The sequence below is a fragment of the Streptomyces barringtoniae genome, from assembly GCF_020819595.1.
GTDB lineage: Bacteria > Actinomycetota > Actinomycetes > Streptomycetales > Streptomycetaceae > Streptomyces > Streptomyces barringtoniae.
In genome coordinates this window covers 10,876-32,831 of the sequence record NZ_JAJHNP010000002.1, presented here as the reverse complement: position 1 = coordinate 32,831, position 21,956 = coordinate 10,876, and the positions used below count along the sequence as shown (strand labels likewise).

The 21,956-nt window shown below is 71.0% G+C and carries 19 protein-coding genes and 2 pseudogenes; 10 read left to right on the top strand and 11 right to left on the bottom strand.

The window, feature by feature from the left end; all coding sequences use genetic code 11:
* Positions 1-18: 18 nt before the first annotated feature.
* The gene (locus LMU33_RS02465) at positions 19-819 is read right to left on the bottom strand and encodes a CPBP family intramembrane glutamic endopeptidase (RefSeq protein WP_228617605.1); all 801 of its coding nucleotides are present in this window, start codon (positions 817-819) and stop codon (positions 19-21) included.
* A gap of 342 nt (positions 820-1,161) precedes the next feature.
* The gene (locus LMU33_RS02460) at positions 1,162-2,679 is read right to left on the bottom strand and encodes a glutamate-cysteine ligase family protein (protein ID WP_228616928.1); all 1,518 of its coding nucleotides are present in this window, start codon (positions 2,677-2,679) and stop codon (positions 1,162-1,164) included.
* A 568-nt stretch (positions 2,680-3,247) separates the two neighbouring features.
* On the opposite strand from LMU33_RS02460, the gene LMU33_RS02455 reads away from it, so the two are divergent.
* Both LMU33_RS02455 and LMU33_RS02450 read left to right on the top strand, forming a co-directional pair.
* Complete coding sequence (locus LMU33_RS02455; RefSeq protein ID WP_228616926.1) at positions 3,248-3,850, top strand: hypothetical protein; 603 nt, start codon at positions 3,248-3,250, stop codon at positions 3,848-3,850.
* A gap of 275 nt (positions 3,851-4,125) precedes the next feature.
* Entirely contained in the window at positions 4,126-4,332 is a 207-nt protein-coding gene (locus LMU33_RS02450; protein ID WP_067045924.1) for a DUF5999 family protein, read from the top strand.
* A 100-nt stretch (positions 4,333-4,432) separates the two neighbouring features.
* Here the strand turns inward: LMU33_RS02450 and LMU33_RS02445 are convergent, their stop codons facing one another.
* From LMU33_RS02445 to LMU33_RS02425, 5 genes and pseudogenes are all read right to left on the bottom strand, one after another.
* Complete coding sequence (locus LMU33_RS02445; protein ID WP_228616924.1) at positions 4,433-5,476, bottom strand: endo-1,4-beta-xylanase; 1,044 nt, start codon at positions 5,474-5,476, stop codon at positions 4,433-4,435.
* A gap of 29 nt (positions 5,477-5,505) precedes the next feature.
* On the bottom strand, positions 5,506-6,336 hold the full coding sequence (locus tag LMU33_RS02440) for a carbohydrate ABC transporter permease (RefSeq protein WP_228616922.1): 831 nt from the start codon (positions 6,334-6,336) through the stop codon (positions 5,506-5,508).
* The gene (locus LMU33_RS02435) at positions 6,333-7,349 is read right to left on the bottom strand and encodes a carbohydrate ABC transporter permease (RefSeq protein WP_228616920.1); all 1,017 of its coding nucleotides are present in this window, start codon (positions 7,347-7,349) and stop codon (positions 6,333-6,335) included. Before LMU33_RS02435 ends, LMU33_RS02440 begins: the two co-directional genes overlap by 4 nt.
* Before the next feature lie 8 nt (positions 7,350-7,357).
* On the bottom strand, positions 7,358-8,653 hold the full coding sequence (locus LMU33_RS02430; RefSeq protein ID WP_228616919.1) for an extracellular solute-binding protein: 1,296 nt from the start codon (positions 8,651-8,653) through the stop codon (positions 7,358-7,360).
* A 267-nt stretch (positions 8,654-8,920) separates the two neighbouring features.
* Positions 8,921-9,877, bottom strand: a pseudogene (locus LMU33_RS02425) (glycoside hydrolase family 43 protein); the annotation flags it as partial.
* A gap of 220 nt (positions 9,878-10,097) precedes the next feature.
* Between LMU33_RS02425 and LMU33_RS02420 the strand changes: the two are divergent.
* Entirely contained in the window at positions 10,098-10,628 is a 531-nt protein-coding gene (locus LMU33_RS02420; protein ID WP_228616915.1) for a universal stress protein, read from the top strand.
* A 299-nt stretch (positions 10,629-10,927) separates the two neighbouring features.
* Positions 10,928-12,883, top strand: coding sequence for an APC family permease (locus LMU33_RS02415; protein ID WP_228616913.1), 1,956 nt, complete (start codon positions 10,928-10,930; stop codon positions 12,881-12,883).
* 92 nt (positions 12,884-12,975) lie between these two features.
* On the opposite strand, the gene LMU33_RS02410 is transcribed toward LMU33_RS02415, so the two are convergent.
* Positions 12,976-13,626, bottom strand: coding sequence for a DUF1707 SHOCT-like domain-containing protein (locus LMU33_RS02410; protein WP_228616911.1), 651 nt, complete (start codon positions 13,624-13,626; stop codon positions 12,976-12,978).
* Positions 13,627-13,706: 80 nt separating this feature from the next.
* Here LMU33_RS02410 and LMU33_RS02405 point away from each other — a divergent pair, with 80 nt between their 5' ends.
* A complete protein-coding gene (locus LMU33_RS02405) occupies positions 13,707-14,102 on the top strand; it encodes a TOBE domain-containing protein (protein ID WP_031174036.1) in 396 nt (131 codons plus the stop codon).
* A gap of 27 nt (positions 14,103-14,129) precedes the next feature.
* Here LMU33_RS02405 and LMU33_RS02400 read toward each other — a convergent pair whose 3' ends face one another.
* On the bottom strand, positions 14,130-14,537 hold the full coding sequence (locus LMU33_RS02400; protein WP_308280743.1) for a PucR family transcriptional regulator: 408 nt from the start codon (positions 14,535-14,537) through the stop codon (positions 14,130-14,132).
* Positions 14,538-14,612: 75 nt separating this feature from the next.
* Between LMU33_RS02400 and LMU33_RS02395 the strand changes: the two are divergent.
* A pseudogene (locus LMU33_RS02395) lies at positions 14,613-15,019 on the top strand (molybdopterin cofactor-binding domain-containing protein); the annotation flags it as partial.
* Here LMU33_RS02395 and LMU33_RS02390 read toward each other — a convergent pair.
* Entirely contained in the window at positions 14,934-15,422 is a 489-nt protein-coding gene (locus tag LMU33_RS02390) for a molybdopterin-dependent oxidoreductase (protein ID WP_228616909.1), read from the bottom strand. The pseudogene LMU33_RS02395 and the gene LMU33_RS02390 overlap by 86 nt on opposite strands.
* 206 nt (positions 15,423-15,628) lie before the next feature.
* Between LMU33_RS02390 and modA the strand changes: the two genes are divergently transcribed.
* From modA to LMU33_RS02370, 4 genes are read left to right on the top strand one after another with little or no spacing between them, the layout of a single operon-like run.
* Positions 15,629-16,450, top strand: a complete 822-nt coding sequence (gene modA, locus LMU33_RS02385) for a molybdate ABC transporter substrate-binding protein (protein ID WP_228616907.1) — start codon at positions 15,629-15,631, stop codon at positions 16,448-16,450.
* A complete protein-coding gene (modB, locus tag LMU33_RS02380) occupies positions 16,447-17,307 on the top strand; it encodes a molybdate ABC transporter permease subunit (protein WP_228616905.1) in 861 nt (286 codons plus the stop codon). The genes modA and modB overlap by 4 nt, the downstream gene beginning before the upstream one ends.
* Positions 17,304-18,401, top strand: a complete 1,098-nt coding sequence (locus tag LMU33_RS02375) for an ABC transporter ATP-binding protein (protein ID WP_228616903.1) — start codon at positions 17,304-17,306, stop codon at positions 18,399-18,401. The genes modB and LMU33_RS02375 overlap by 4 nt, the downstream gene beginning before the upstream one ends.
* Before the next feature lie 28 nt (positions 18,402-18,429).
* The gene (locus LMU33_RS02370) at positions 18,430-18,849 is read left to right on the top strand and encodes a TOBE domain-containing protein (RefSeq protein WP_228616901.1); all 420 of its coding nucleotides are present in this window, start codon (positions 18,430-18,432) and stop codon (positions 18,847-18,849) included.
* A 52-nt stretch (positions 18,850-18,901) separates the two neighbouring features.
* On the opposite strand, the gene gcvP is transcribed toward LMU33_RS02370, so the two are convergent.
* Entirely contained in the window at positions 18,902-21,787 is a 2,886-nt protein-coding gene (gene gcvP / locus LMU33_RS02365) for an aminomethyl-transferring glycine dehydrogenase (RefSeq protein ID WP_228616899.1), read from the bottom strand.
* Positions 21,788-21,956: the final 169 nt, after the last annotated feature.

Below are 21,956 nucleotides of genomic sequence, written 5' to 3'. Positions count from 1 at the left end.
CGGGCGGCCCGCCGTTGGTCAGGCCGTCGGCAGCCAGCCCACCTTGCCCGCGAGCAGGGCGTAGCCGACGAACGCTCCGATGTCGAGCAGCGAGTGGGCGACGACCAGCGGACCGACCCGCCCCCAGCGGCGGTACAGCCACACGAAGACCACACCCATGACCATGTTGCCGATGAAGCCGCCGACGCCCTGGTAGAGGTGGTACGAGCCGCGCAGGACCGCGCTGGCGACCAGCGCGGTCCCCGGGGTCCAGCCCAACTGGCCCAGTCTGCGCAGCAGATAGCCGACGACGATGACCTCTTCGAGGACCGCGTTCTGCACGGCGGACAGGATCAGCACCGGGAACTTCCACCACACGCCCGGCAGGGCCTCGGGCACGACCGTGAGGTTGACACCGAGGCCGCGGGCGGTCAGGTAGAAGGCGATCCCGGTGCTGCCGATCACGGCCGCGACTCCGGCGCCCCGGCCCAGGTCGGGCCAGGGCCGGGTGCGGTCGAAGCCCAGCGTCCGCAGGCTGCCGCCCTCGCGCAGGAGCAGATGGGCGACCAGGGCGACGGGGACCAGCGCGCTGGCGATGCCGAACAGCTGCCAGGCCAGGTCGAGCCAGGGGCGGCCGGGCGCGGCCGAGGCGTTGAGGGTGGCCGCCTGGTCCTTCAGGCCGCCCGGCTTGGTGACCGCGCCGACGAAGCTGATCAGCGCGGAGACCCCGCTCGCTCCGAGCGACAGCGCCAGGACGAGCAGCGTCTCGTCCCGCAGGACGCGCCGCGGGTCACGCCGCCGCGCCCCGGATTCGGCCACCGAGTCAGCCTCCACCTGCACCCCTGCCTCCATCCGGCTCATGGGCCCCTGGCCCACCTCTGCCCTGGCAAGGATCGCAGAAGGAGATGTGAGGACGACGTACGGCCACCTGGTTCCGCCGAGCACCCCGGCAGCTCCGCACTTCTCAGGGCCGCCGCGACGGCGCACCCGGGGACCGGGCAGGCAGCACCGGGCGCGCTTCACCACGACGGCTCTCCGCCACGACAGCTCTCCGCCCACGACGGCTCTCCGGCACGACGGCGCGCAGCGGCGGTCGCCGGGGCGCTCGATCCCACGGCGGACCGGCCCGGCCGGAGCGAGCCGGTGCCCGGCCCGCCCACCACCCCGCCCCTCACCCGGTGGTCAGCCCAGCGGCACCGGCTCCGGCAACCCCACCGGCCACATGTGCACCGGCTCCCCCACATGCATCAGCTCGGCATAGCGCCGCGTCGTGGCGGCCAGCGCGCCCTCGCGGGACAGCCCCTGCTCCAGAAGCCTGTGGAAGGTCGCCGCCTGCCAGGACGCCCCGTTCACCCGGCGCCGGCAGCGCTCCTCGATGACGCCCAGGTAGAGGTCGCGGTCGGCCGCCTCCACGCCCCACGCGTCCAGCCCGGCCGAGGCCAGCGGCAGCAGCTCGTCGCGGACCAGGGTGACCGCGTCGACCTCGCCCGTGCCGCCGTAGCGCCCCCGCCGGGGCCACACGAACCGCGCGTCGATGCCGTACCGGCAGGCGGCGTCGAAGTTGGCCTCCGCCGCGGCGAAGGGCAGCCGGGTCCAGACGGGGCGGGACTCCTCGGCGAGGGCGCGGACCAGGCCGTAGTAGAAGGCCGCGTTGGCGATCACGTCGGTGATGGTCGGCCCGGCCGGCAGCACCCGGTTCTCCACCCTGAGGTGCGGGACGCCGTCGGCGATGCCGTACACCGGCCGGTTCCAGCGGTAGATCGTGCCGTTGTGCAGCACCAGCTCGGCGAGCCTGGGCGTGCCGCCGGCCTCGACGACCTCCAGCGGCTCCTCGTCGTCGCAGATGGGCAGCAGCGCCGGGAAGTAGCGCAGGTTCTCCTCGAACAGCTCGTAGGCAGAGCTGATCCACCGTTCGCCGAACCAGGTGCGCGGCCGTACGCCCTGGGCCTGGAGCTCGGGCGGGCGGGTGTCGGTGGACTGCAGGAACAGCGGGGGCCGCGACTCGCGCCACAGTTCGTGACCGAACAGGAACGGGGAGTTGGCGCCGACGGCGATCTGCGCGGCGCACGCGGCCTGCGCCGCGTTCCACACGTCGGCGAACCGGGCCGGGGTGACCTGGAGGTGCAGCTGTACGGAGGTACAGGCGGCCTCGGGGACGATCGACTTGGAGGTGCAGACGAGGTGCTCGACGCCCTCGATGTCGAGCCGGAAGTCCTCGCCGCGCGCGGCCACGATCTGGTCGTTGAGCAGGGTGTAGCGGTCGACCTCGGAGAGGTTGGAGGAGACCAGGTCGTCACGGTCGAGCGTGGGCAGGATGCCGATCATCACGATGCCGGCGTCCACCTCGCCCGCCTTGCGGTCGGCGTAGGCGAGCGAGGTGCGCAGTTCCTCGGCGAGCCGGTCGAATACCCGGCCGCCCAAGCGGTGTGGGGCGATGTTGACTTCCAGATTGAACATGGCGAGTTCTGTTTGGAAATCGCGGCTCGCGATACGCTCCAGTACCTGCCCGTTCAACATTTTCGGCATACCGTCGGGCCCCGCGAGATTCAATTCGATCTCGACTCCCATGAGGTTCTTGGGACGATCGAATCGCTTCTCTCGCAGCAGTCGCTCCAGTCCCGCGAGGCACTTCTGGAGCTTTTCACGGTAGCGCTGGCGATCGGACAGGTCGAACTGCCCCGCCACGACCTTCTCCCCCATCGAAGTGTCCCTCCTCGGATGGGCGGGCCGACGTCCGGCCGCCGGGCTCCCGGGTGCAGGGAGGATGATGCCCAGTGGAAGCGATCGATAACGTCCCGCGCGGGACCGGCACCCGCTACCCTGTCGGAATGTTCCCCGCGGCACATTCACGGGGCATGCGTCGGTCTGCACCAACGGGTTCCCGCGGCACCTCGTGAAAAACGCCGACGACATTCGGCCGACCGTTACCAGTGCGTATTACGAGGTCAGCGGCGACGGGCGGTCCGGAAACCGGGAGGAGTCCCGCAAATCTTCGGCGTATTACCGCCTTGCGCGACTTCCGGAATTGGGATAGACGAAACAACGGCCGAACATGCGTCATATAAACTTCGCCCACAAGGCAGAAGGTTGACGCCTCGGTCCTGGTTCCTGCCGTGTTCAGGCCGTCCCGATGACGGGCGGCAGGCCGAGCCGTACCCACGTTCACCGACCCGGGCCTTCACCCTTCCGGCCTTCCGTGAGCAGACAGCGCCGTCCGCCCCACCCCTCCTCGCGCCGCCGCGCCTGTCGTACGAGAGAGGCGACCCACATGCCGCTGCACGTGCCCCCTGCCCCCGCGCCTGCCCTGCGCTCTGTCCTCACCGCCCTCGGTTCCCCCACCGCGGTGCGCGAGGCCCCGACCCCTTCCCTGCGCGCCGCGCAGGGGCCGACGACACCCGAGTTCCCGCTGCCCGTGCACGTGCTGGACCGCATCACGGCACCGGGCCTGTCCGCTACCCGGCTGGCCGGCTGGCGTTTCCTGATCCGCTGCGGCGAGCGTGCCGTGGCCGCGGCGGACACCATGCTGACCCCCGACGGCTGGGCCTTCTCGCACTTCTTCGAGGGCCCGTACGTCCCCTCCACCGAGCGCGCCCTGCAACAGGCCGAGGCGCTGCCGCAGCCGTACCAGGCCCGGCTGCTGTCCGTGCCCGGGCTGTACATGCTCACCCTGTGGCTGCACGGCGACATCACCGCCGACGGAGCCGAGGGACACCCGGCCGGCACCGATCTGCTCGTCCCACTGGCCCCGGCGCCGCCCGGCATACCGGCGCACCGTCCGTTCCGGGTCAGTGAGTTGCTGCCGGTGCTGACCCATCGCGCCACTCCGCTTCCCCTGCTCGCGCCCCCCGTGCTCGACTCGCCCGCCGCCTGAAGGACACCACGTACCCCGCTTGCCCGGAAGGGAAGCGGGGTACGTCCATGTCAGGGGTCTGGCCTGCAGGGACTAGCCCATTCCGGCCACTGCGAACCACCCGAAGTGACAGTGCACTTGGGCTGAACCGTCCGCGCGGGTGACGCGTCATGAACCTGTGGGAAGCGGTGCTGCGAAATCCCTGCGGAACGACGCCGAGAGGGCAACACTGGGTTCCGACCGACTTAACACCACGGGGGACGGCCATGACCACGACAGAGCGAGAGATCCCACCCATGTGCCAGCACCAGCCGCCGTGTCCGCCAGCCGAGTCCGCCGACCGGGAGTCCGCCCGTCTCGTGGCGCACCACCCGGAGCAGGGATGGAGTCTGCTGTGCAACGGCGTCCTGCTCTTCGAGGACACCGGTGAGCTGCTGCCCGACGGCCGCATCATCGCTCCGCACCGCCCGCTCGGTGCGGAGCACGTGATGACCGCCGCCTGAGCGGAGCCCGGGCGAACGACCCGAGGGGCCGGCCGCACCCTGTGAGGTGCGCACCGGCCCCGATGTGTGTCCAGGGGTGGTCACCGGACGTAGCCGGGCGCTAGCGCAGCGCCTCCCGCAGGGCCTGGTACGCCGGCTTGGGGTCGAGCCGCTCGTCCCACGGCAGGGCGGCGCCCTCGCCCGGGAAGAAGGCCGGGATCCAGGAGTACTTGTCGGTGTAGTCCCAGATCGTCACCCCGACGCACCGGCGCACGGCCAGGCAGGCCTCGGTCAGCTGCCGGTACCAGCTCGCCTGCTCGGCCAGCTTCTCCTCGGTCGCCGGCAGCTGCATCCGTACGTCGACCTCGGTCAGGGCGGTGTCCAGGCCCAGTCCGGAGAAGCGGCGCAGGTTGTCCGGAAGGCTGGTGGGATAGCCGTACTGCAGGGCCAGATGGGCCTGGAAGCCGATGCCGTCGAGTGGCACTCCCCTGGCCTTGAGGTCCTTGGCCAGCGCGTAGTAGGCGTCGCTCTTCGGGCCGACCGCCTCGATGTTGTAGTCGTTGAGGTAGAGCTTGGCGTGCGGGTCGGCCTCGTGGGCCCAGCGCAGCGCGTCGGCGATGTAGCCGGGGCCGAGGGTCTTGTACCAGAGGGTCTCGCGATAGGTCCCGTCCTCGTTGAAGGCCTCGTTGACGACGTCCCAGGAGTACACCTTGCCCCGGTAGTGCCGTACCTCGGTGGTGACGTGCTTCTTCAGCACCGCCCGCAGCCGGCTCGCGGTCCACTGCCCGGAGGTGAGCCAGTCGGGCAGCTGGCTGTGCCAGACCAGGGTGTGGGCGCGGACCTCCTGGTGGTTCTTCCGGGCCAGGTTCACTATCTGGTCGCCGTTGGTCCAGTCGAAGACGCCCTGCTGGGGCTCGGTGGCGTACCACTTCATGCCGTTGCCTGGCGTGATCATGTCGAACTCGCCGCCGAGGATCCTGGTGTAGGCGCTGTCGGTGAGTTCGGGGTTGTCGGTGGCGCTGCCGAAGTAGCGGCCGTGGCGTTCGGCGAGGCCGGCAAGGGTGGGCTGCCGTTCGTGGGCCTGGGCCGCGGGGGCGGCGAGTCCGGTGGCCACGAGGGCGGCGAGGGCGCCGGCGACTCTGAGACGCGTGCTCTTGCTGGGCATGGTGCGACTCCTGTCTCTCAACGGTGTGCTCAGCCCTTGGTGGCGCCCGCGGTGAGACCGCCGACCAGCTGGCGTTCGGCGACCGAGTAGAAGGCGAGGGCGGGGACCATGGCGAGGACGAGGTAGGCGAAGACGCGCGCGGTGTCGGCGGAGTACTGGCCCTGGAACTGCTGTACCCCGATCGGGATGGTCCACCAGGTGCTGTCGGTGAACACCAGCAGGGGCAGGAAGAAGTTGTTCCAGCTGGTGACGACCGCGAGCACGGAGACCGTGCCGAGCGCGGGCCGGGCCATCGGCAGCAGCACCCGCCAGAAGAAGCCGAGCGGTCCGCAGCCGTCGAGCGTGGCCGCCTCCTCCAGTTCGCCGGGGATCTGCCGGAAGAAGCCGCGCAGGACGATGATCGTCATCGGCAGCCCGAACGCGGCCTGCGGCAGGATCACGCCCAGCGGGTTGTCCAGCAGGCCCATCGAGCGCAGCAGCAGGAACAGTGGCAGCGCCGCCACCGCGAACGGGAACATCAGCCCCATCGTGAACAGCGTGAACAGCACCTCCCGCCCCCGGAAGGCGAACCGGGCGAAGGAGAACGCGGCCGGCGCCGAGACCGCGACGACGATGACCGTCGTACCGACCGCGATGAGCGTGCTGTTGCCGGCCAGTCGCCAGAAGGAGCCCGAGCCGAGGATGTCACCGTAGTTGGCGAAGACCCATGGCTTCGGCAGCCCGACGGGGTTGCGGGAGAGCTGGTCGGTGGACTTGAAGCCGGAGAGCAGCGCGTACAGCAGCGGTACGGCCATGACGGCACCGACCGCCACGAGGACGACGTGCAAGGGGAGCGTACGACCCTTGCGGCGGACACTCATGCTCCGGCTCCCCTCATGTTCGTGGTGGCCCCTTCCAGGTCGCGGCGCAGGACGAAGCGCTGGTAGGCGAGGGCGAAGACGAGGCTGACGGCGAACATGACCACGCTGATCGCGCTGGCGTAGCCGACCTGGTAGCGCTTGAAGCCGTACTGGAACAAGGTCACGGCCATCGTCTCGGAGTGGTGGTCGGGTCCGCCCGCGGTGACGACCCAGACCAGGTCGAACAGCTGGATCGACCCGATCACGGACAGGAAGACGCTGATCCGCAGCGTGGGCGCGAGCAGCGGCAGCGTGACGTGCCGGAACCGCTGCCAGGGGTTCGCGCCGTCGACGATGGCCGCCTCGGTCAACTCGGCCGGTATGGACTGCAGTCCGGCCAGGTGGAGCATCATGTGGAAGCCGAAGTACTTCCACGTCATGACGAGGAACAGCGTGGCCAGCACGGTGGAGGTGCCGGCGAACCACTGGCCGCCCAGCCCGCCGAGCCCCATCGCGCCGAGGACATGATCCGCGAGACCGTCGTCCGGGGCGAAGATCATGCTGAACAGCACGCCCGTGATGGCCTCGGACAGCACGTACGGCGCGAAGAACAGCATCCGGTACACCGCCCGGCCGCGCACCTTCTGGTTGAGCAGGACGGCCATGGCGAGCGCGAACGGCAGCTGCAGCGCGAGCGACAGCACGACCAGCAGCAGCATCCGCCACAGGTCGCCGAGGAACACCGGGTCCTGCAGCAGACGGCTGAAGTTGTCGGTGCCGGTGTAGTCGGACGGCATCCCGAAGCCGCCCCAGCGGAAGAAGGACGCGTACAGCGCGAACAGGATCGGCAGCAGGACCAGCACGCCGAACAGTACGAGGGCGGGCAGCTGGAGCCCGACGGCGGTGAGCCAGTGCAGGGCACGTCTGCGGCTCCGCTGCCGACCGGCGCCGGCCGCCGGGGCCGGCAGGACGGCGCCGGGCCCGCTGCGTTCGCCCCGTTCACCCCGTTGGTCCGAGAGGGAGGTGGAGGTCATCGCCCGCCCTACTGCCCTTGCTTCGCGGTGCCGGTGATCGCCTGCGTGACCTGCTGCGGAGACTTGGATCCGGCGATCAGCCCGGCGACGCTGTCGTTGACCTGCTGGCCGAGGGCGGGGGCGTAGGCCTGGTCGAGGTAGAGCTGGAAGCCGGTGGATCCCTTCAACTGGGCTTGTACGACCTTGGTGTTGGGGTCGGCGAGGACGCTCTCGGCCGCCGGTACGACGGGCAGGACACCGGTCTTCCGCACCAGTTCCTTGTCGGTGCTCTCGGAGGCGAAGAACTTCAGGAAGTCCACGGCCGCCTGCGGGGCGCCCTTGCGCAGGGCATGGCCGCCGCCTCCGCCGAACACCTCGGTGATCTTCCCCGCACCGCCCTCGACCTCGGGGAACGGGAAGAACCCGAGGTTCGCGCCGAGTCCCTTGCCGGCGTCCGCCTCCACGACCGGCGCCCACTGGCCCATGAGCTCCATGGCAGCCTTGCCGTTGCCGACGGTCGCGGCCTGGCCGGTCGGGGAGGAGTAGGCGGCCCCGAGGAAGCCCTTCTGGAAGGGCTGGAGGCCCACGAGGTCCTTCAGGTGCTGTCCGGCCTGGACGAAGCCGGGGTCGCTGAAGTCCTTCTTCTCGTCGGCCTTCTGCAGGGCGTCGACACCCGCCGTGCGCATCGCGAGGTACGCCCAGTAGTACATGCCGGTCCAGCTCTCCTTGCCGGCCAGCGCCAGCGGGGTGATCCCGGCGGACTTGAGCTTCCGCACGGCGTCCAGGAAGCCGCTCCAGGTGGTCGGGGGCGCGCTGATCCCGGCCTTCTCGAAGAGCGCCTTGTTGTACCAGAAGCCGATCATGCCGATGTCGAACGGGATGCCGTACAGCTTGTCGTCGAGGAGGTACGGCTGCTTGGCCACCGACAGCAGTCCGTCGGCCCAGGGCCTGGTGCGGTCGGTGAGGTCCTCGACCAGCCCGGCGTCCACCTGCTGCTGGAGGACGCCGCCGCCCCAGGTGTGGAAGATGTCCGGCAGCTTCCCGGAGGCGGTCAGCGCGGTCATCTTCGACTTGTAGGCGTCGTTCTCCAACTGGACGATCTTTATCTTGACCTTGGGGTTCTGCGCCTCGAACTTCTTGGCGAGACCGGCCCATACGGTCTTGGTGGGTTCGGTGGTCGAGATGTTCCACCACTCGATCGTGGTCGTCCCCGAGGACGACCCTCCGTCCGAGTCTCCGCCACAGCCGCTGAGCGCGGTCACACCGAGTCCGGCGGCGACGGAGGCCGCCAGGAAGCCACGGCGGGACAGTGCAGGGTCGCCCATCTTGCGCTCCTTCGAAAAATTCCGGAGTTGCTTCGAAGACGTGATCTCGAAACATTCGAAGAAAACTCCGAACGTTCCGGACCGCGACTCTAGAAACGCGCGTGAGGAGCGTCAAGGTGTCGCGCAGGAGGTTGCGGGCGCGTAGTCGAGCCAGTCGGAGGCCGCGCGGCCCTCGGCGACGTACATGCCGATGACACAGCCGGTGAATCCGGTGGCCACCTGGGTCGACGGATAGCGGCCGTCCAGTTGGGCCAGCCGGACGGTTCCCTCGGTGAGCGACCAGCACCCCTCGGGCCTGCGGCGCGGGGATATCCAGTACGGCGCGAGCACCGGGGAGGTGAAGTCGTCGCGCACCGGCGGTGGTTCGAGGGGAGCCCAGGTGGCAGGCGCGGGATGCCGCTCGCGCACCGGGCCCACCCGGGGCCAGCCGTCGGCCCACTCCACCGGGACCAGGAAGGTCTCCCGGCCCAGCACATGGAACTCCGGGAAGTAGCCGCGCGGCCGGGTGCCGAGCAGCACCATCCACCAGGTGCCGTCGGCCGCCTGGACCAGGTCGGCATGGCCGGTGCACTGGATCGGCAGACCGGTACCGCGGTGGGACAGCAGCGGGTTGCCGGGAGCCGGTTCCCACGGTCCGCGCGGCGAACGGGTGCGGGCGGCCGAGACACCGTGGCCGAGCGCGGTCCCGCCCTCGGCGAGCAGCAGGTACCGCCAGTCGCCGATCCGGTACAGATGCGGCGCCTCTGGGTCCCTCAGACCGGTGCCGGACCACATCCGCAGCGGGCCTTGGAGCACCTCGCCGGCGCGCGGATCGATCCGGGCCACGGTGACCCCGGCCATGGCGCACCAGCAGGAACCCTCCTCGTCCCAGGCCAGGCCGGGGTCGATACCGGGCAGGCCGATCCACACCGGGTCCGACCAGGGGCCCTCGGGGCGCTCGGCCGTGACGTCGGTGGTGATGACGTGGAAGAGCCCGTCGTGGTGACGGATCGTCGGCGCGTAGATGCCGCCCGAGGCCGGTGTGTCGTCGGGCAGCGTCAACCGGCCCGGCCGGTCGAGGACGTTGCCGATCTGCCGCCAGTGCACCAGGTCCCGGCTGTGGAACAGCGGGACGCCGGGGAAGTACTCGAAGCTGGAACACACGAGGTAGTAGTCGTCCCCGGCCCGGCACACGCTCGGATCGGGGTGGAAGCCGGGGAGGACGGGGTTGTCGTAGATCCGCATGGTTCGCCCTCAACAGGCACTCGAAACTTTCGGATGCGGCGCCGAATCTTGGCGGCGAGCACGCCGATTGCCCCTGGACGGATGTCGTTGAAAAGACACCGTCCGCACGGCTGGTCGAAACGCCCGTACAGGAGTGGGATGGAAGGAAGCAACGGCCTTGCAGGGCGGGCACGTCCGCGCGCGAGACGCCCCGGCGTCGCCCGCGAGGAACGGTGGAGTGATGTCCGGTTACGACGTCTCGGCGACCGCTCGGGTCGTGGTCGGTGTGAGCGGCTCCCTGGGCAGTGTCACGGCACTGCGCCGGGCCACCGCGCTGGCCCGTCGGCTCGGAGCGGAACTGTGGCCGGTGCTGGCCTGGGAGCCGCCGGGCGGTGACTCCGCCGCGCGCCGCTCCCCCGCCGCCGGCCTGCTGGTCGAGGACTGGCAGCGGCTGGCCGGACAGCGGCTCGCCTCGGTGCTCGAGGAGATCTTCGGCGGGGACACCCCCGGTGTGCCGATGCACGCCCTGGTCGTCCGCGGCGCCCCGGGGCCGGCTCTGGTGGCGACCGCCGACCGGGAGGACGACGTTTTGGTGGTGGGCGCGGGCCGGCGCGGTCTGCAGCGCGCCTTCTCGGGCCGCGTCTGCCGGCACTGCCTGACGCACGCGGTCTGTCCGGTCCTCGCGGTGCCCCCGTCCCCACTGGAGTCGCAACTGCTGTCCGTCCACCGGCGCAACACCTGGCACCTGCGCATGGACATCCGGCGCCTGTGACGCCGGCCCCGCCATCGTTGGCAGCTGCCGCATCGATGGGGCGGCCGACGCCCCGACATGACACTCGGTGGCCGTTCACCGTCCGACGGCACGGCCTGCCAGCCTAACGGCCGTGCTTGCCGCGACCGTCTCCGGCCTCCGGTTCTTGATGCGGCTCTACCGCTCCCACGCCATTCTTAACGCAAGATTGACGCCTCCCGAGCCGGGATCCGTGGGCCCGGGCGTCACTCTCTGCTTACGCTGGTGCGGCCGTCCTCTGATGGCCGGAAAAGAGCTGAGCCGCACACAGGAGCCCACTGATGGCCACGACCGAGCACCCCCCTCCCAGTCGCTTGCGCAACTGGATGCTGGAGGGGCTCTCCGACATGGGCAAGCACGGCGGCCACACCGGGCCCCACGCCGAACCCGAACCCCCGCACAAGGGCCAGCGCTGGTGGCGCGTCATGTGCCTGACCGGTGTCGACTACTTCTCGACCCTCGGCTACCAGCCCGGCATCGCGGCGCTGGCGGCCGGACTGCTGGGGCCGATCGCGACCATCGTCCTCGTCATCGTCACCCTGGCCGGCGCGCTTCCGGTCTACCGCCGGGTCGCCGAGGAGAGCCCGCACGGCGAGGGGTCCATCGCCATGCTGGAGCGGCTGCTGTCCTTCTGGCAGGGCAAGCTCTTCGTGCTGACTCTACTCGGCTTCGCCGCCACCGACTTCCTGATCACCATCACCCTGTCGGCCGCCGACGCCTCCACCCACCTGGTGGAGAACCCGCATCTGACGAGCGCGCTGCACGGCCAGCAGATGCTGATCACCCTGATACTGGTGGCCCTGCTGGGCGCGGTGTTCCTCAAGGGCTTCCTCGAGGCGATCGGCGTCGCGACGGCACTGGTCGGCGTCTACCTCGCGCTGAACGTCGTCGTCGTCATCGTCGGCCTCTACCACGTGATCACCGCGGGCCATGTGATCACCGACTGGTCCAGCGCGCTGACCGCACAGCACGGCAACGTCTTCGTCATGATCGGCCTGGCCCTGCTCGTCTTCCCCAAGCTCGCGCTCGGCCTGTCCGGCTTCGAGACCGGCGTCGCCGTCATGCCCCACGTCCAGGGCGACCCGGACGACACCGAGGAGAAGCCGACCGGCCGGATCCGGGACACGAAGAAGCTGCTCACCACGGCCGCGCTGATCATGAGCGCCTTCCTGATCACCTCCAGCTTCATCACCACGCTGCTCATCCCGGAGAACGAGTTCAAGACCGGCGGCCAGGCCAACGGACGCGCGCTCGCCTACCTCGCGCACGAGTACCTCGGCGGCGCCTTCGGCACGGTCTACGACGTCTCGACCATCGCGATCCTGTGGTTCGCCGGCGCCTCCGCCATGGCCGGTCTGCTGAACCTGATGCCGCGCTATCTGCCCCGCTACGGCATGGCCCCGCACTGGGCCCGCGCCGTGCGCCCGATGGTCATCGTCTTCACGCTCATCGCCTTCCTGGTCACCTGGCTCTTCGACGCCAACGTCGACGCGCAGGGCGGCGCCTACGCCACCGGTGTGCTGGTGCTCATCAGTTCCGCGGCGATCGCCGTGACCATCGCGGCGCGCAAGGCCGGACAGCGCAAGTGGACCATCGGGTTCGGCGTGATCTCGGCGGTGTTCCTCTACACGACCGTCGTGAACGTGATCGAGCGCCCGGACGGTGTGAAGATCGGTGCCTGCTTCATCGCCGGCATCATCCTGGTCTCGCTGCTGTCCCGGCTGGCCCGTGCCTTCGAACTGCGCGTGACCAGCGTGACGCTCGACCCGATGGCGGAACGATTCATCCGGGACATGGCCAGCCGCAAGATGCGGTTCATCGCCAACGAGCCCGGCCACCGGGACAAGGCCGAGTACCGCGACAAGGTCGAGCAGATCCGCGCCGACAACGACATGCCCGAGCAGGAGGACTTCGTCTTCGTCGAGGTCACGGTCACCGACCCCTCCGAGTTCGAGGCGGGCCTGACCGTGCGCGGCGAGGTCCTGCACGACCGCTACCGCGTGCTGACCCTGGAGTCCGCCTCCATCTCCAACGCGCTGGCGGCCCTTCTCCTGCATGCCCGGGACATGACGGGCTGCACCCCGCACATCTACTTCGAGTGGACCGAGGGCAACCCCTTCGCCAACTTCCTGCGCTTCTTCCTCTTCGGCCAGGGCGAGGTCGCCCCGGTCACCCGTGAGGTGCTGCGCGAGGCGGAGCCGGACCGGGAACGCCGGCCGCGGGTGCACACCGGCTGACACCGGGCTGGACGCGACCGGGACAGGCCGCGGCGCGGGGCTGCGCCGCGGCGCGGGGCTGCGCCGCGGCGCGGGGCTGCGCCGCGGCGAGGTCACCCCAGCCGCGGCGAGGTCGTTCTAGCGGCCGAACCAGCGCCTGGGCGGTCGTACTTCCAGACGCCCATGCTGAGCCGGCCGTGTATCTCCACGCGGAGCACGGTCGGCGCGCCGGGCTCGCCGGCGGGCCGCACCCTGGTCTTGCCGTAGCCGATCACCAGCGCGTCGGCGTCCACGACGACACCGGGCCGGGTGATCAGCCGCAGGGTGCCGCCGCGCATGTCGAGGTCGATGCGGAGGGTGTCATGGGTGATCAGCGCGCCGGTGAAGTCGAGTGTCACGTCCCCCCAGGCGGACGTGACCTCCATCCGGCGCGGCACCGCCCAGCCGTCCGCTCGTACGGCCGATGCGCCCTGCTGCTCGATCCGCACGACGTCCTTGGACGGTGCGGCTCCGGCGGTGTCCGGCAGGTCGGCCGTCAGCGCCGCCAGCTCGCCCAGCGTGCGCGCGGAGAGCGCGGCCGTCACGCGCTCCTCCAGTTCCTCCGCCGTGATCCGGCCGTCGCCCGCGGCACCCGTCAGGACGTCCACCACCCGGTCCCGGTCCGCGTGCGAGGCACGCAGCCCGGACGGCATCTCCGTGTGCAGCAGCTCGGCCGCCATACCCTCACCCCGATTCAGCAGGTCCTCGCAGGGGGTCGTCGTCACGCACTAACGCTATATCGCGTTATACCCAACGGCCAACCCCACGTCCACGGTTCCCGTGCCCTGGCCCTATCGTGACCGGCATGCAGTCCTACACGATCGGCCAGGCGGCACGGCTGCTCGGCGTGAGCCCGGACACCGCCCGCCGCTGGGCCGACGCGGGCCGGGTGGCGACCCATCGCGACGAGTCCGGGCGGCGGCTCATCGACGGCAGGGATCTCGCCGCGTTCTCGGTCGAACTGGCCAAGGCGGGCGGCGGCGAGGAGGACGCCTCCTACACCTCCGTCCGCAACGCCTTCCCCGGCATCGTCACGGCGATCAAGCTCGGTGACGTCGCCGCCCAGGTGGAGATCCAGGCGGGCCCGCACCGGCTGGTGTCGCTGCTGACGCGCGAGGCCGTCGAGGAACTGGGCCTGGAGGTCGGCATGGAGGCCACCGCGCGCGTGAAGTCGACGAACGTGCACATCGACCGCGTCTGACCCGTCACACCCCTGCCGTCACCGGCGTCACCGGCACAGCAGCGCCGCCCACCGGTCGAGGCGGTCCCGCAGCCGGGACAGGTCGCGCCCGGTGAGCCGCTCGATGCGCTCCACCCGGTAGTGCACGGTGTTGACGTGCAGATGCAGCGCCTGTGCCGTGCGGGCCCAGGAGCCGTCGCAGGCCAGGAAGGTCTCCAGCGTGCTGAGCAGGACGGCGGTGGCGGGCCGGTCATCCTCCGGCAACGGACCGAGGACGGTACGGCTGAAGGCGGCACGCAGGTCGGCCGGCACGCCCGTGAGCAGAGCGTCGAGGGTGGTGAGGGAACCGGCGTCGGCCAGGCGGGAGGCGTCGGGCGAGGTGGTGCGGGCCGAGGCGAGGGCGTAACCGGCCCGCGCCAGCGCGCCCCCCAGCCCCTCGGGTTCCGCCGCGGGCATACCGACACCGGCGTGCAGCACGACACCGGACACGCAGCCGGCGACCAGCGGCCGCACCTCGTCCGCCCAGCCGGCCTGCGCAGCGTGCACGCGGACGACGCCGGGAAGGTGATGAACCCGGTGCAGTGCCGGGGCAGGCGGAGGGCGGGGTCGCCCAGGCCCTCGGCGCCACGCTCTTCGAGCAGGTCCTGCTGGACGAGCGGGGCGCGGTCGACACGGCCGCGTTCCGCCGCTACCGGCTCCCGCAGTACGCCGACGTGCCGCGCACCGAGGTGCACTTCATGGAGACCTCCGGCGCGATCGGTCCGCTGGGCGCCAAGTCGATGAGCGAGAGCCCGTTCAACCCGGGCGCTCCGGCCCTGGCCAACGTGCTGCGGGACGCCACGGGCGTGCGGTTCACCGAGGTGCCGCTGCTGCGTGACCGGGTGTGGCTTGCGCTGGACCGGCGCAGTGATAGCCGCCGTCCACCCGGATCGCCGTGATCCCGCTGATGTGCCGGGCCCCGCACCGGTCCTGCGGGAGGACCAGCTGAGGCCCGGCCGCGTCGAGCGGGGTGTCGTCGATGCGCACGCCCAGCAGGACGGGCGCGTCCGCGAAGTCCGGGTCGATCTCGGCCCAGGACAGCACGGCGTGGTGGCCGTCGGTGCCGGTCACCGCGATGAGATAGCGCAGCCGGTCCTTGCGCCGCGCCGGGTCGAACCCGGGCCCCGCGTCGGCGAGGACGTCGTACAGCCGCGGTCCGGCGAACCGGTGGTGCTGGACGCCGCTGGTCGCGCACTCGAAGCTGACGTCCACCCGGTGCTGCGGCCAGCGGCGCAGGTCGGGCACGGTCAGCCGGGCGGGCCGGGCCAGATCACCGGTCAGGGCGACTTCCACGAGCGTCATCTGCGACCACCTCCCGCAGGACCGTACCCGCCGCAGAGCGCCGTACAAACGCACATGCAAGCTACAAGTCACAAGTTCGCAGCTCATGCGATACGACAGGAGACTTACGGCTGGCAGATGCGGCAGTATCATCGCCGCACGGCCGGTGCCGCCGGCCGTGACAGGGCGCGACAGTCGTTCCACAGAACCCGAGGAGTAGATCCGTGATGACCCGTTCCGTGCGCCGGACCCGGCGGATGCTGCAGCTGGCCGGTGCGGGAGCCGCCGCCCTGATGGCACTCAGCGCCTGCTCCTCGTCCTCGGACTCGTCCGGCACCAAGTCGGACACGTCGGGCTCCGCCTCCCCGAAGGTGTCCGGCAACATCACCGTGTTCGCCGCCGCCTCCCTGAGGGAGAGCTTCACGGCCCTGGGCAGGCAGTTCGAGCAGGAGCACCCGGGCACCAAGGTCAGCTTCAACTTCGGCGGCAGCGACACCCTCGCCGCGAGCATCACCGGCGGCGCCCCGGCGGACGTCTTCGCCGCCGCCAGCCCCAAGACCATGGCGATCGTGACGGGCAAGAAGGACGCGGACGGCACCCCGGCCACCTTCGTGCGCAACCAGCTGGAGATCGCCACCCTGCCGGGCAACCCCGACAAGGTGTCCTCCCTGAAGGATCTCACCAAGTCCGGCCTGAAGGTCGTGCTGTGCGACAAGACGGTGCCGTGCGGCGCCGCCGCGCAGAAGGCCCTGGACGCCAGCAAGCTCAAGCTGACCCCCGTCTCCTACGAGCAGGACGTCAAGGCCGCCCTGAACAAGGTGGAGCTGAAGGAGGCCGACGCCGCGGTCGTCTACAAGACGGATGTGAAGTCCGCCGGTGGCAAGGTGGAGGGCGTGGAGTTCCCCGAGTCCGCCAAGGCGATCAACGCCTACCCGATCGTCCTGCTGAAGAACGCGCCGAACGCCGCTGCCGCGAAGGCGTTCATCGCCCTGGTGCGGTCCGCCGAGGGCCAGAAGGTGCTGAGCGAGGCAGGGTTCCTCAAGCCGTGACCTCGCTCGACAAGCCCGGCGCAGCGGCCGGCCCCCGCACGGGCCGGCCGCTGCGCCGCCGCGTCGGCACGGGGGGCCGACGCGGGGTGCCGTTGCCGCTGCTGCTGCCAGGCCTGCTGGCGCTGGCGTTCCTGCTGCTGCCGCTGGTCGCGCTGATCATCCGCGCGCCCTGGCGCAGCCTGCCGGAGCAGTTGTCCAGCACCGAGGTGTGGCAGGCGCTCCAGCTGTCGCTGGTCAGCGCCACGGCGGCGACGGCGGTGAGCCTGGTGTTGGGCGTGCCGCTGGCCTGGCTGCTGGCCCGTACGGAGTTCCCCGGCCGGGGCCTCGTACGGGCGCTGGTGACGCTGCCGCTCGTGCTGCCGCCGGTGGTCGGCGGTGTGGCGCTGTTGCTGGCCCTCGGCCGCAACGGCGTGATCGGCAAGGGGCTGGACGCCTGGTTCGGGATCACGCTGCCGTTCACCACCGCCGGGGTCGTGATCGCGGAGGCGTTCGTCGCGATGCCGTTCCTGGTCATCAGCGTCGAGGGCACCCTCCGCGCGGCCGACCCGCGTTTCGAGGAAGCGGCGGCCACGCTGGGCGCGTCCCGCTTCACCGCGTTCCGCCGGGTCACCCTGCCGCTGATCGCGCCCGGCATCGCGGCGGGCGCGGTTCTCGCGTGGGCGCGTGCGCTCGGCGAGTTCGGCGCGACGATCACCTTCGCGGGCAACTTCCCCGGCCGTACCCAGACCATGCCGCTCGCGGTCTACCTGGCCCTCCAGAACGACCCCGACGCCGCGATCTGCCTCAGCCTGGTGCTGCTGGCGGTGTCGATCGCGGTGCTGGCGGGGTTGCGGGACCGTTGGATGACGACCTCATGACGAACACCCGCCCCACTACGCATCCGCATCCGCACCCGCACCCCCACCCCGACACGGACGGCCTGGACGCCCGCCTCGTCATCGACCGCACCACGTTCCGCCTGGACATGACCCTCACCGCCGCCCCGGGAGACGTCCTCGCCCTCCTGGGCCCCAACGGCGCCGGCAAGACCACCGCCCTGCGCGCCCTCGCCGGCCTCACCCCTCTCACCGACGGCCACCTCCGCCTGGACGGCGCCTCGTTGGAGCACACTCCTCCGGAGTCCCGCCCGGTGGGCGTCGTCTTCCAGGACTACCTGCTCTTCCCCCACCTCTCCGCCCTGGACAACGTCGCCTTCGGCCCCCGCTGCCAGGGCGCGTCCAAGGCCGAGGCCCGGGCCCAGGCCGCCGCGTGGCTGGACCGCATGGGCCTCGCCGCCCACGCGGGCGCCAAGCCGCGCCGCCTGTCCGGCGGGCAGGCCCAGCGCGTGGCCCTCGCCCGCGCCCTGGCCACCCGTCCGAGGCTGCTGCTCCTGGACGAGCCACTGGCTGCCCTGGACGCCCGTACCCGCCTGGAGGTCCGCGCCCAACTGCGCCGCCACCTGGCCGAGTTCGAGGCGGTCGCCGTCCTGGTCACGCACGACCCGCTGGACGCCATGGTGCTCGCGGACCGGCTGGTCGTCATCGAGCACGGCCGCATCGTCCAGGAGGGCGGCCCCGCCGACATCGCCCGCCATCCGCGCACCGACTACATCGCCCAGCTCGTCGGCCTCAACCTCTACCGCGGCCAGGCGGACGGACATACGGTACGACTCGGCACGGGCCCGGCGATCACGACCACCGAGGTGCTGCACGGTCCGGCCTTCGTGGCGTTCCCGCCGTCCGCCGTCACCCTGTTCCGGGACCGGCCCACCGGCGCCAGCGCCCGCAACCTCTGGCGCTGCAAGGTGGCCGGCCTGGAGACGCACGGCGACCAGATCCGCGCCGACCTCACCGGCGGGCTCCCCCTCGCCGCCGACCTCACCACGGTCGCCGCAGCCGAGCTCGACCTGCATCCGGGCGCCGCTGTCTGGGCGACGGTCAAAGCGACGCAGACACACGCATACCCGGCATGAACGGATGGGCGCTCTACCGTGAGTGCCCATGACCCTGAGCATCCGCAACCAGCTCCCCGGCACCGTCACCGAGGTCCAGTCGGGCGAGGCCATGGCCACCGTCAAACTCCGTCTGGACGGCGGCCAGCACCTCATGGCCGCCATCACCAAGGAGTCCGCCGAGGATCTCTCCCTCACCCCCGGCTCGCCCGTCCGCGCGCTGGTGAAGTCGACCGAGGTCTCCCTGGCCACCCATCGGGTCGAGGGCCTGTCGATCCGCAACCAGCTTCCCGGCGCGGTCGTCGGCCTGACCACCGGCGCCGTCATGGCCTCCGTGAGGATCTCCGTCGACGGCGGTGAACTGACCGCGGCGATCACCAAGGACGCGGTCGCCGACCTGGGCCTCTTCGTGGGCTCCGACGTCATCGCCCTGATCAAGGCGACCGAGGTGTCCCTGGCGACGGCATGACACGCCGAGGGCCCCGCCCGGAAACCGGACGGGGCCCTGCGACACCACCTGCTCAGTCCTCGTACGCGTCCAGCGGCGGGCAGGAGCACACCAGGTTGCGGTCGCCGAAGGCCTGGTCGATACGGCGCACCGGCGGCCAGTACTTGTCGGCGGCCGAGACACCGGCCGGGAAGACGGCCTCCTCGCGGCTGTAGGCGTGCGTCCACTCACCGCCGAGCGCGGCGGAGGTGTGCGGGGCGCCCCGCAGCGGGTTGTCCTCCGCCAGCCACTCGCCGGCGCCGACCTTCTCGATCTCAGCGCGGATGGCGATCATCGCGTCGCAGAACCGGTCCAGCTCGGTGAGATCCTCCGACTCGGTCGGCTCGATCATCAGCGTGCCGGCCACCGGGAAGGACATGGTCGGCGCGTGGAAGCCGTAGTCGATGAGCCGCTTGGCCACGTCGTCCACGCTGACGCCGGTCGCCTTGGTCAGCGGGCGGAGGTCGATGATGCACTCGTGCGCGACCAGGTTGCCGGGGCCGGTGTAGAGCACCGGGTAGTGCGGTTCCAGGCGCTTGGCGATGTAGTTCGCGGAGAGCACGGCCACCTGAGTGGCCCGCTTGAGGCCCTCGCCGCCCATGAGGCGGACGTACGCCCAGGAGATGGGCAGGATTCCCGCGGAGCCCCAGGGAGCGGCCGAGATCGGGCCGACACCCGTCTCCGGGCCGGCGGCCGGCTGCATCGGGTGGTTCGGCAGGTACGGCGCCAAGTGCGAACGGACCGCGACCGGGCCGACGCCGGGGCCGCCGCCACCGTGTGGGATGCAGAAGGTCTTGTGCAGGTTCAGGTGCGAGACGTCGCCGCCGAAGTGGCCCGGCTTGGCCAGGCCCACCAGGGCGTTCAGGTTCGCGCCGTCGACGTACACCTGGCCGCCGGCCTCGTGGACCCGGGCGCAGATGTCGGCGACGTGCTCCTCGAACACGCCGTGCGTGGACGGGTAGGTGATCATCAGCACCGCCAGCTCGTCGCGGTACTGCTCGATCTTGGCGCGCAGGTCCTCGACGTCGATCTCGCCGTCCTCGGCGGTCTTGACGACGACGACCTTCATTCCGGCCATCACGGCGCTGGCCGCGTTGGTGCCGTGCGCGGAGGACGGGATCAGGCAGACGGTGCGCTGCTCGTCGCCGTTGGCGCGGTGGTAGCCGCGGACGGCGAGCAGACCGGCCAGCTCGCCCTGGGAGCCGGCGTTCGGCTGCAGGGAGACCTTGTCGTAGCCGGTGACCTCGGCGAGACGTTCCTCCAGCTCGCGGATGAGCGTGAGGTAGCCCTCGGCCTGCTCGGCGGGGGCGAAGGGGTGCAGCTGGCCGAACTCGGGCCAGGTGACCGGCTCCATCTCGGTGGTCGCGTTGAGCTTCATGGTGCAGGAGCCCAGCGGGATCATGCCGCGGTCGAGCGCATAGTCGCGGTCGGCGAGCCTGCGCAGGTAACGCAGCATCGCGGTCTCGGAGCGGTGCTGGTGGAAGACCGGGTGGGTCAGGTAGACGTCGGTGCGCAGCAGCGCCTCGGGCAGGGTGTCCTCGGCGGTGGCGTCCAGTGCCTCGATGTCGCCCTTGACGCCGAAGGCGGACCAGACCGCCTCCAGCTGGGCCCGCTTGGTGGTCTCGTCGCAGGCCACGGAGACATGGTCGGCGTCGACCAGGTGGAGGTTGACCCCGTTCTCCCGGGCGGCGGCGGCGACCTCGGCGGCCTTGCCGGGTACGCGCGCGGTGAGGGTGTCGAAGTAGGCGCCGTGGACGATCTCGACACCGCCGGCCTTCAGGCCCTCGGCGAGGATCGTGGCGTAGCGGTGCGTGCGCCGGGCGATGGTCTGCAGGCCCTCGGGGCCGTGGTAGACGGCGTACATGCCGGCCATCACGGCGAGCAGCACCTGCGCGGTGCAGATGTTGCTGGTGGCCTTCTCCCGGCGGATGTGCTGCTCACGGGTCTGCAGCGCGAGCCGGTAGGCCCTGTTGCCGTCCGCGTCGACGGAGACGCCCACGAGCCGGCCGGGCAGGCTGCGCGCGAACTTCTCGTGCACCGCCATGTATCCGGCGTGCGGGCCGCCGAAGCCCATCGGCACACCGAAGCGCTGGGTGGTGCCGACGGCGATGTCCGCGCCGAGCTCGCCCGGCGAGGTCAGCAGGGTCAGGGCGAGCAGGTCGGCGGCGACGGTGACGAGCGCGCCGAGCTGGTGCGCCTGGTCGATGACCGGCTTGATGTCGCGTACGGCACCGGAGGCACCCGGGTACTGGATCAGCACGCCGTTGATCTCACGCGCGGCGATGTCGGCCGGGATGCCCTCGCTGAGGTCGGCGACGACGACCTCGACGCCGGTCGGCTCGGCACGGGTCTGGATCACGGCGACGGTCTGCGGCAACGCGTCCGCGTCGATCAGGAACAGGCCCTTCTTGTTCTTGCCCATGCGCCGCGACAGCGCCATCGCCTCGGCGGCCGCGGTGCCCTCGTCCAGCAGGGAGGCGCCGGAGGTGGGCAGCCCGGTGAGGTCGGCGACCGTCGTCTGGAAGTTCAGCAGGGCCTCCAGGCGGCCCTGGGAGATCTCCGGCTGGTACGGGGTGTAGGCCGTGTACCAGGCCGGGTTCTCCATGACGTTGCGCAGGATGACGGGCGGAGTGAAGGTGCCGTAGTACCCGAGCCCGATCATGGAGTCGAGGACCTGGTTGCGGTCGGCGAGCGAGCGCAGCTCGGCGAGCACCTCCGCCTCGGTGCGGGCGCCCGGCAGGTCGAGGGCGTCGGCGTTCTTGATAACATCCGGGACCGCCGCGGCGGTCAGCTCGTCCAGCGATCCGTAGCCGACCTGCGCGAGCATCTTGGCCCGCGCCTCCTGGTCGGGCCCGATGTGGCGCTGCTCGAACGGGATGCCCGCTTCGAGCTCCGAGAGCGGAATACGATGGGCGGTCATTGCGGAGGCCTCCTGGTCTGACGCGACCTTCGAAGGGCACCACGGTATGGGTGCCCCGACGGCCTCCCCCTCTGTCATCTCAACCTGAGAGCTTCACCGGACGCCCTGTGGGACGCCGGCTTTCACCGTCGGTGAGAGCGGAAGCCGTCGACACCCGCTCTGCTTTCCA

Coding starts and splice junctions, on each gene's coding strand:
- LMU33_RS02460 (WP_228616928.1), bottom strand. CDS start 2,679: ATGGGGGAGAAGGTCGTGGCGGGGCAGTTCGACCTGTCCGATCGCCAG.
- LMU33_RS02455 (WP_228616926.1), top strand. CDS start 3,248: ATGCCGCTGCACGTGCCCCCTGCCCCCGCGCCTGCCCTGCGCTCTGTC.
- LMU33_RS02450 (WP_067045924.1), top strand. CDS start 4,126: ATGTGCCAGCACCAGCCGCCGTGTCCGCCAGCCGAGTCCGCCGACCGG.
- LMU33_RS02445 (WP_228616924.1), bottom strand. CDS start 5,476: ATGCCCAGCAAGAGCACGCGTCTCAGAGTCGCCGGCGCCCTCGCCGCC.
- LMU33_RS02440 (WP_228616922.1), bottom strand. CDS start 6,336: ATGAGTGTCCGCCGCAAGGGTCGTACGCTCCCCTTGCACGTCGTCCTC.
- LMU33_RS02435 (WP_228616920.1), bottom strand. CDS start 7,349: ATGACCTCCACCTCCCTCTCGGACCAACGGGGTGAACGGGGCGAACGC.
- LMU33_RS02430 (WP_228616919.1), bottom strand. CDS start 8,653: ATGGGCGACCCTGCACTGTCCCGCCGTGGCTTCCTGGCGGCCTCCGTC.
- LMU33_RS02420 (WP_228616915.1), top strand. CDS start 10,098: ATGTCCGGTTACGACGTCTCGGCGACCGCTCGGGTCGTGGTCGGTGTG.
- LMU33_RS02415 (WP_228616913.1), top strand. CDS start 10,928: ATGGCCACGACCGAGCACCCCCCTCCCAGTCGCTTGCGCAACTGGATG.
- LMU33_RS02405 (WP_031174036.1), top strand. CDS start 13,707: ATGCAGTCCTACACGATCGGCCAGGCGGCACGGCTGCTCGGCGTGAGC.
- LMU33_RS02400 (WP_308280743.1), bottom strand. CDS start 14,537: ATGCCCGCGGCGGAACCCGAGGGGCTGGGGGGCGCGCTGGCGCGGGCC.
- LMU33_RS02390 (WP_228616909.1), bottom strand. CDS start 15,422: ATGACGCTCGTGGAAGTCGCCCTGACCGGTGATCTGGCCCGGCCCGCC.
- modA (WP_228616907.1), top strand. CDS start 15,629: ATGACCCGTTCCGTGCGCCGGACCCGGCGGATGCTGCAGCTGGCCGGT.
- LMU33_RS02375 (WP_228616903.1), top strand. CDS start 17,304: ATGACGAACACCCGCCCCACTACGCATCCGCATCCGCACCCGCACCCC.
- LMU33_RS02370 (WP_228616901.1), top strand. CDS start 18,430: ATGACCCTGAGCATCCGCAACCAGCTCCCCGGCACCGTCACCGAGGTC.
- gcvP (WP_228616899.1), bottom strand. CDS start 21,787: ATGACCGCCCATCGTATTCCGCTCTCGGAGCTCGAAGCGGGCATCCCG.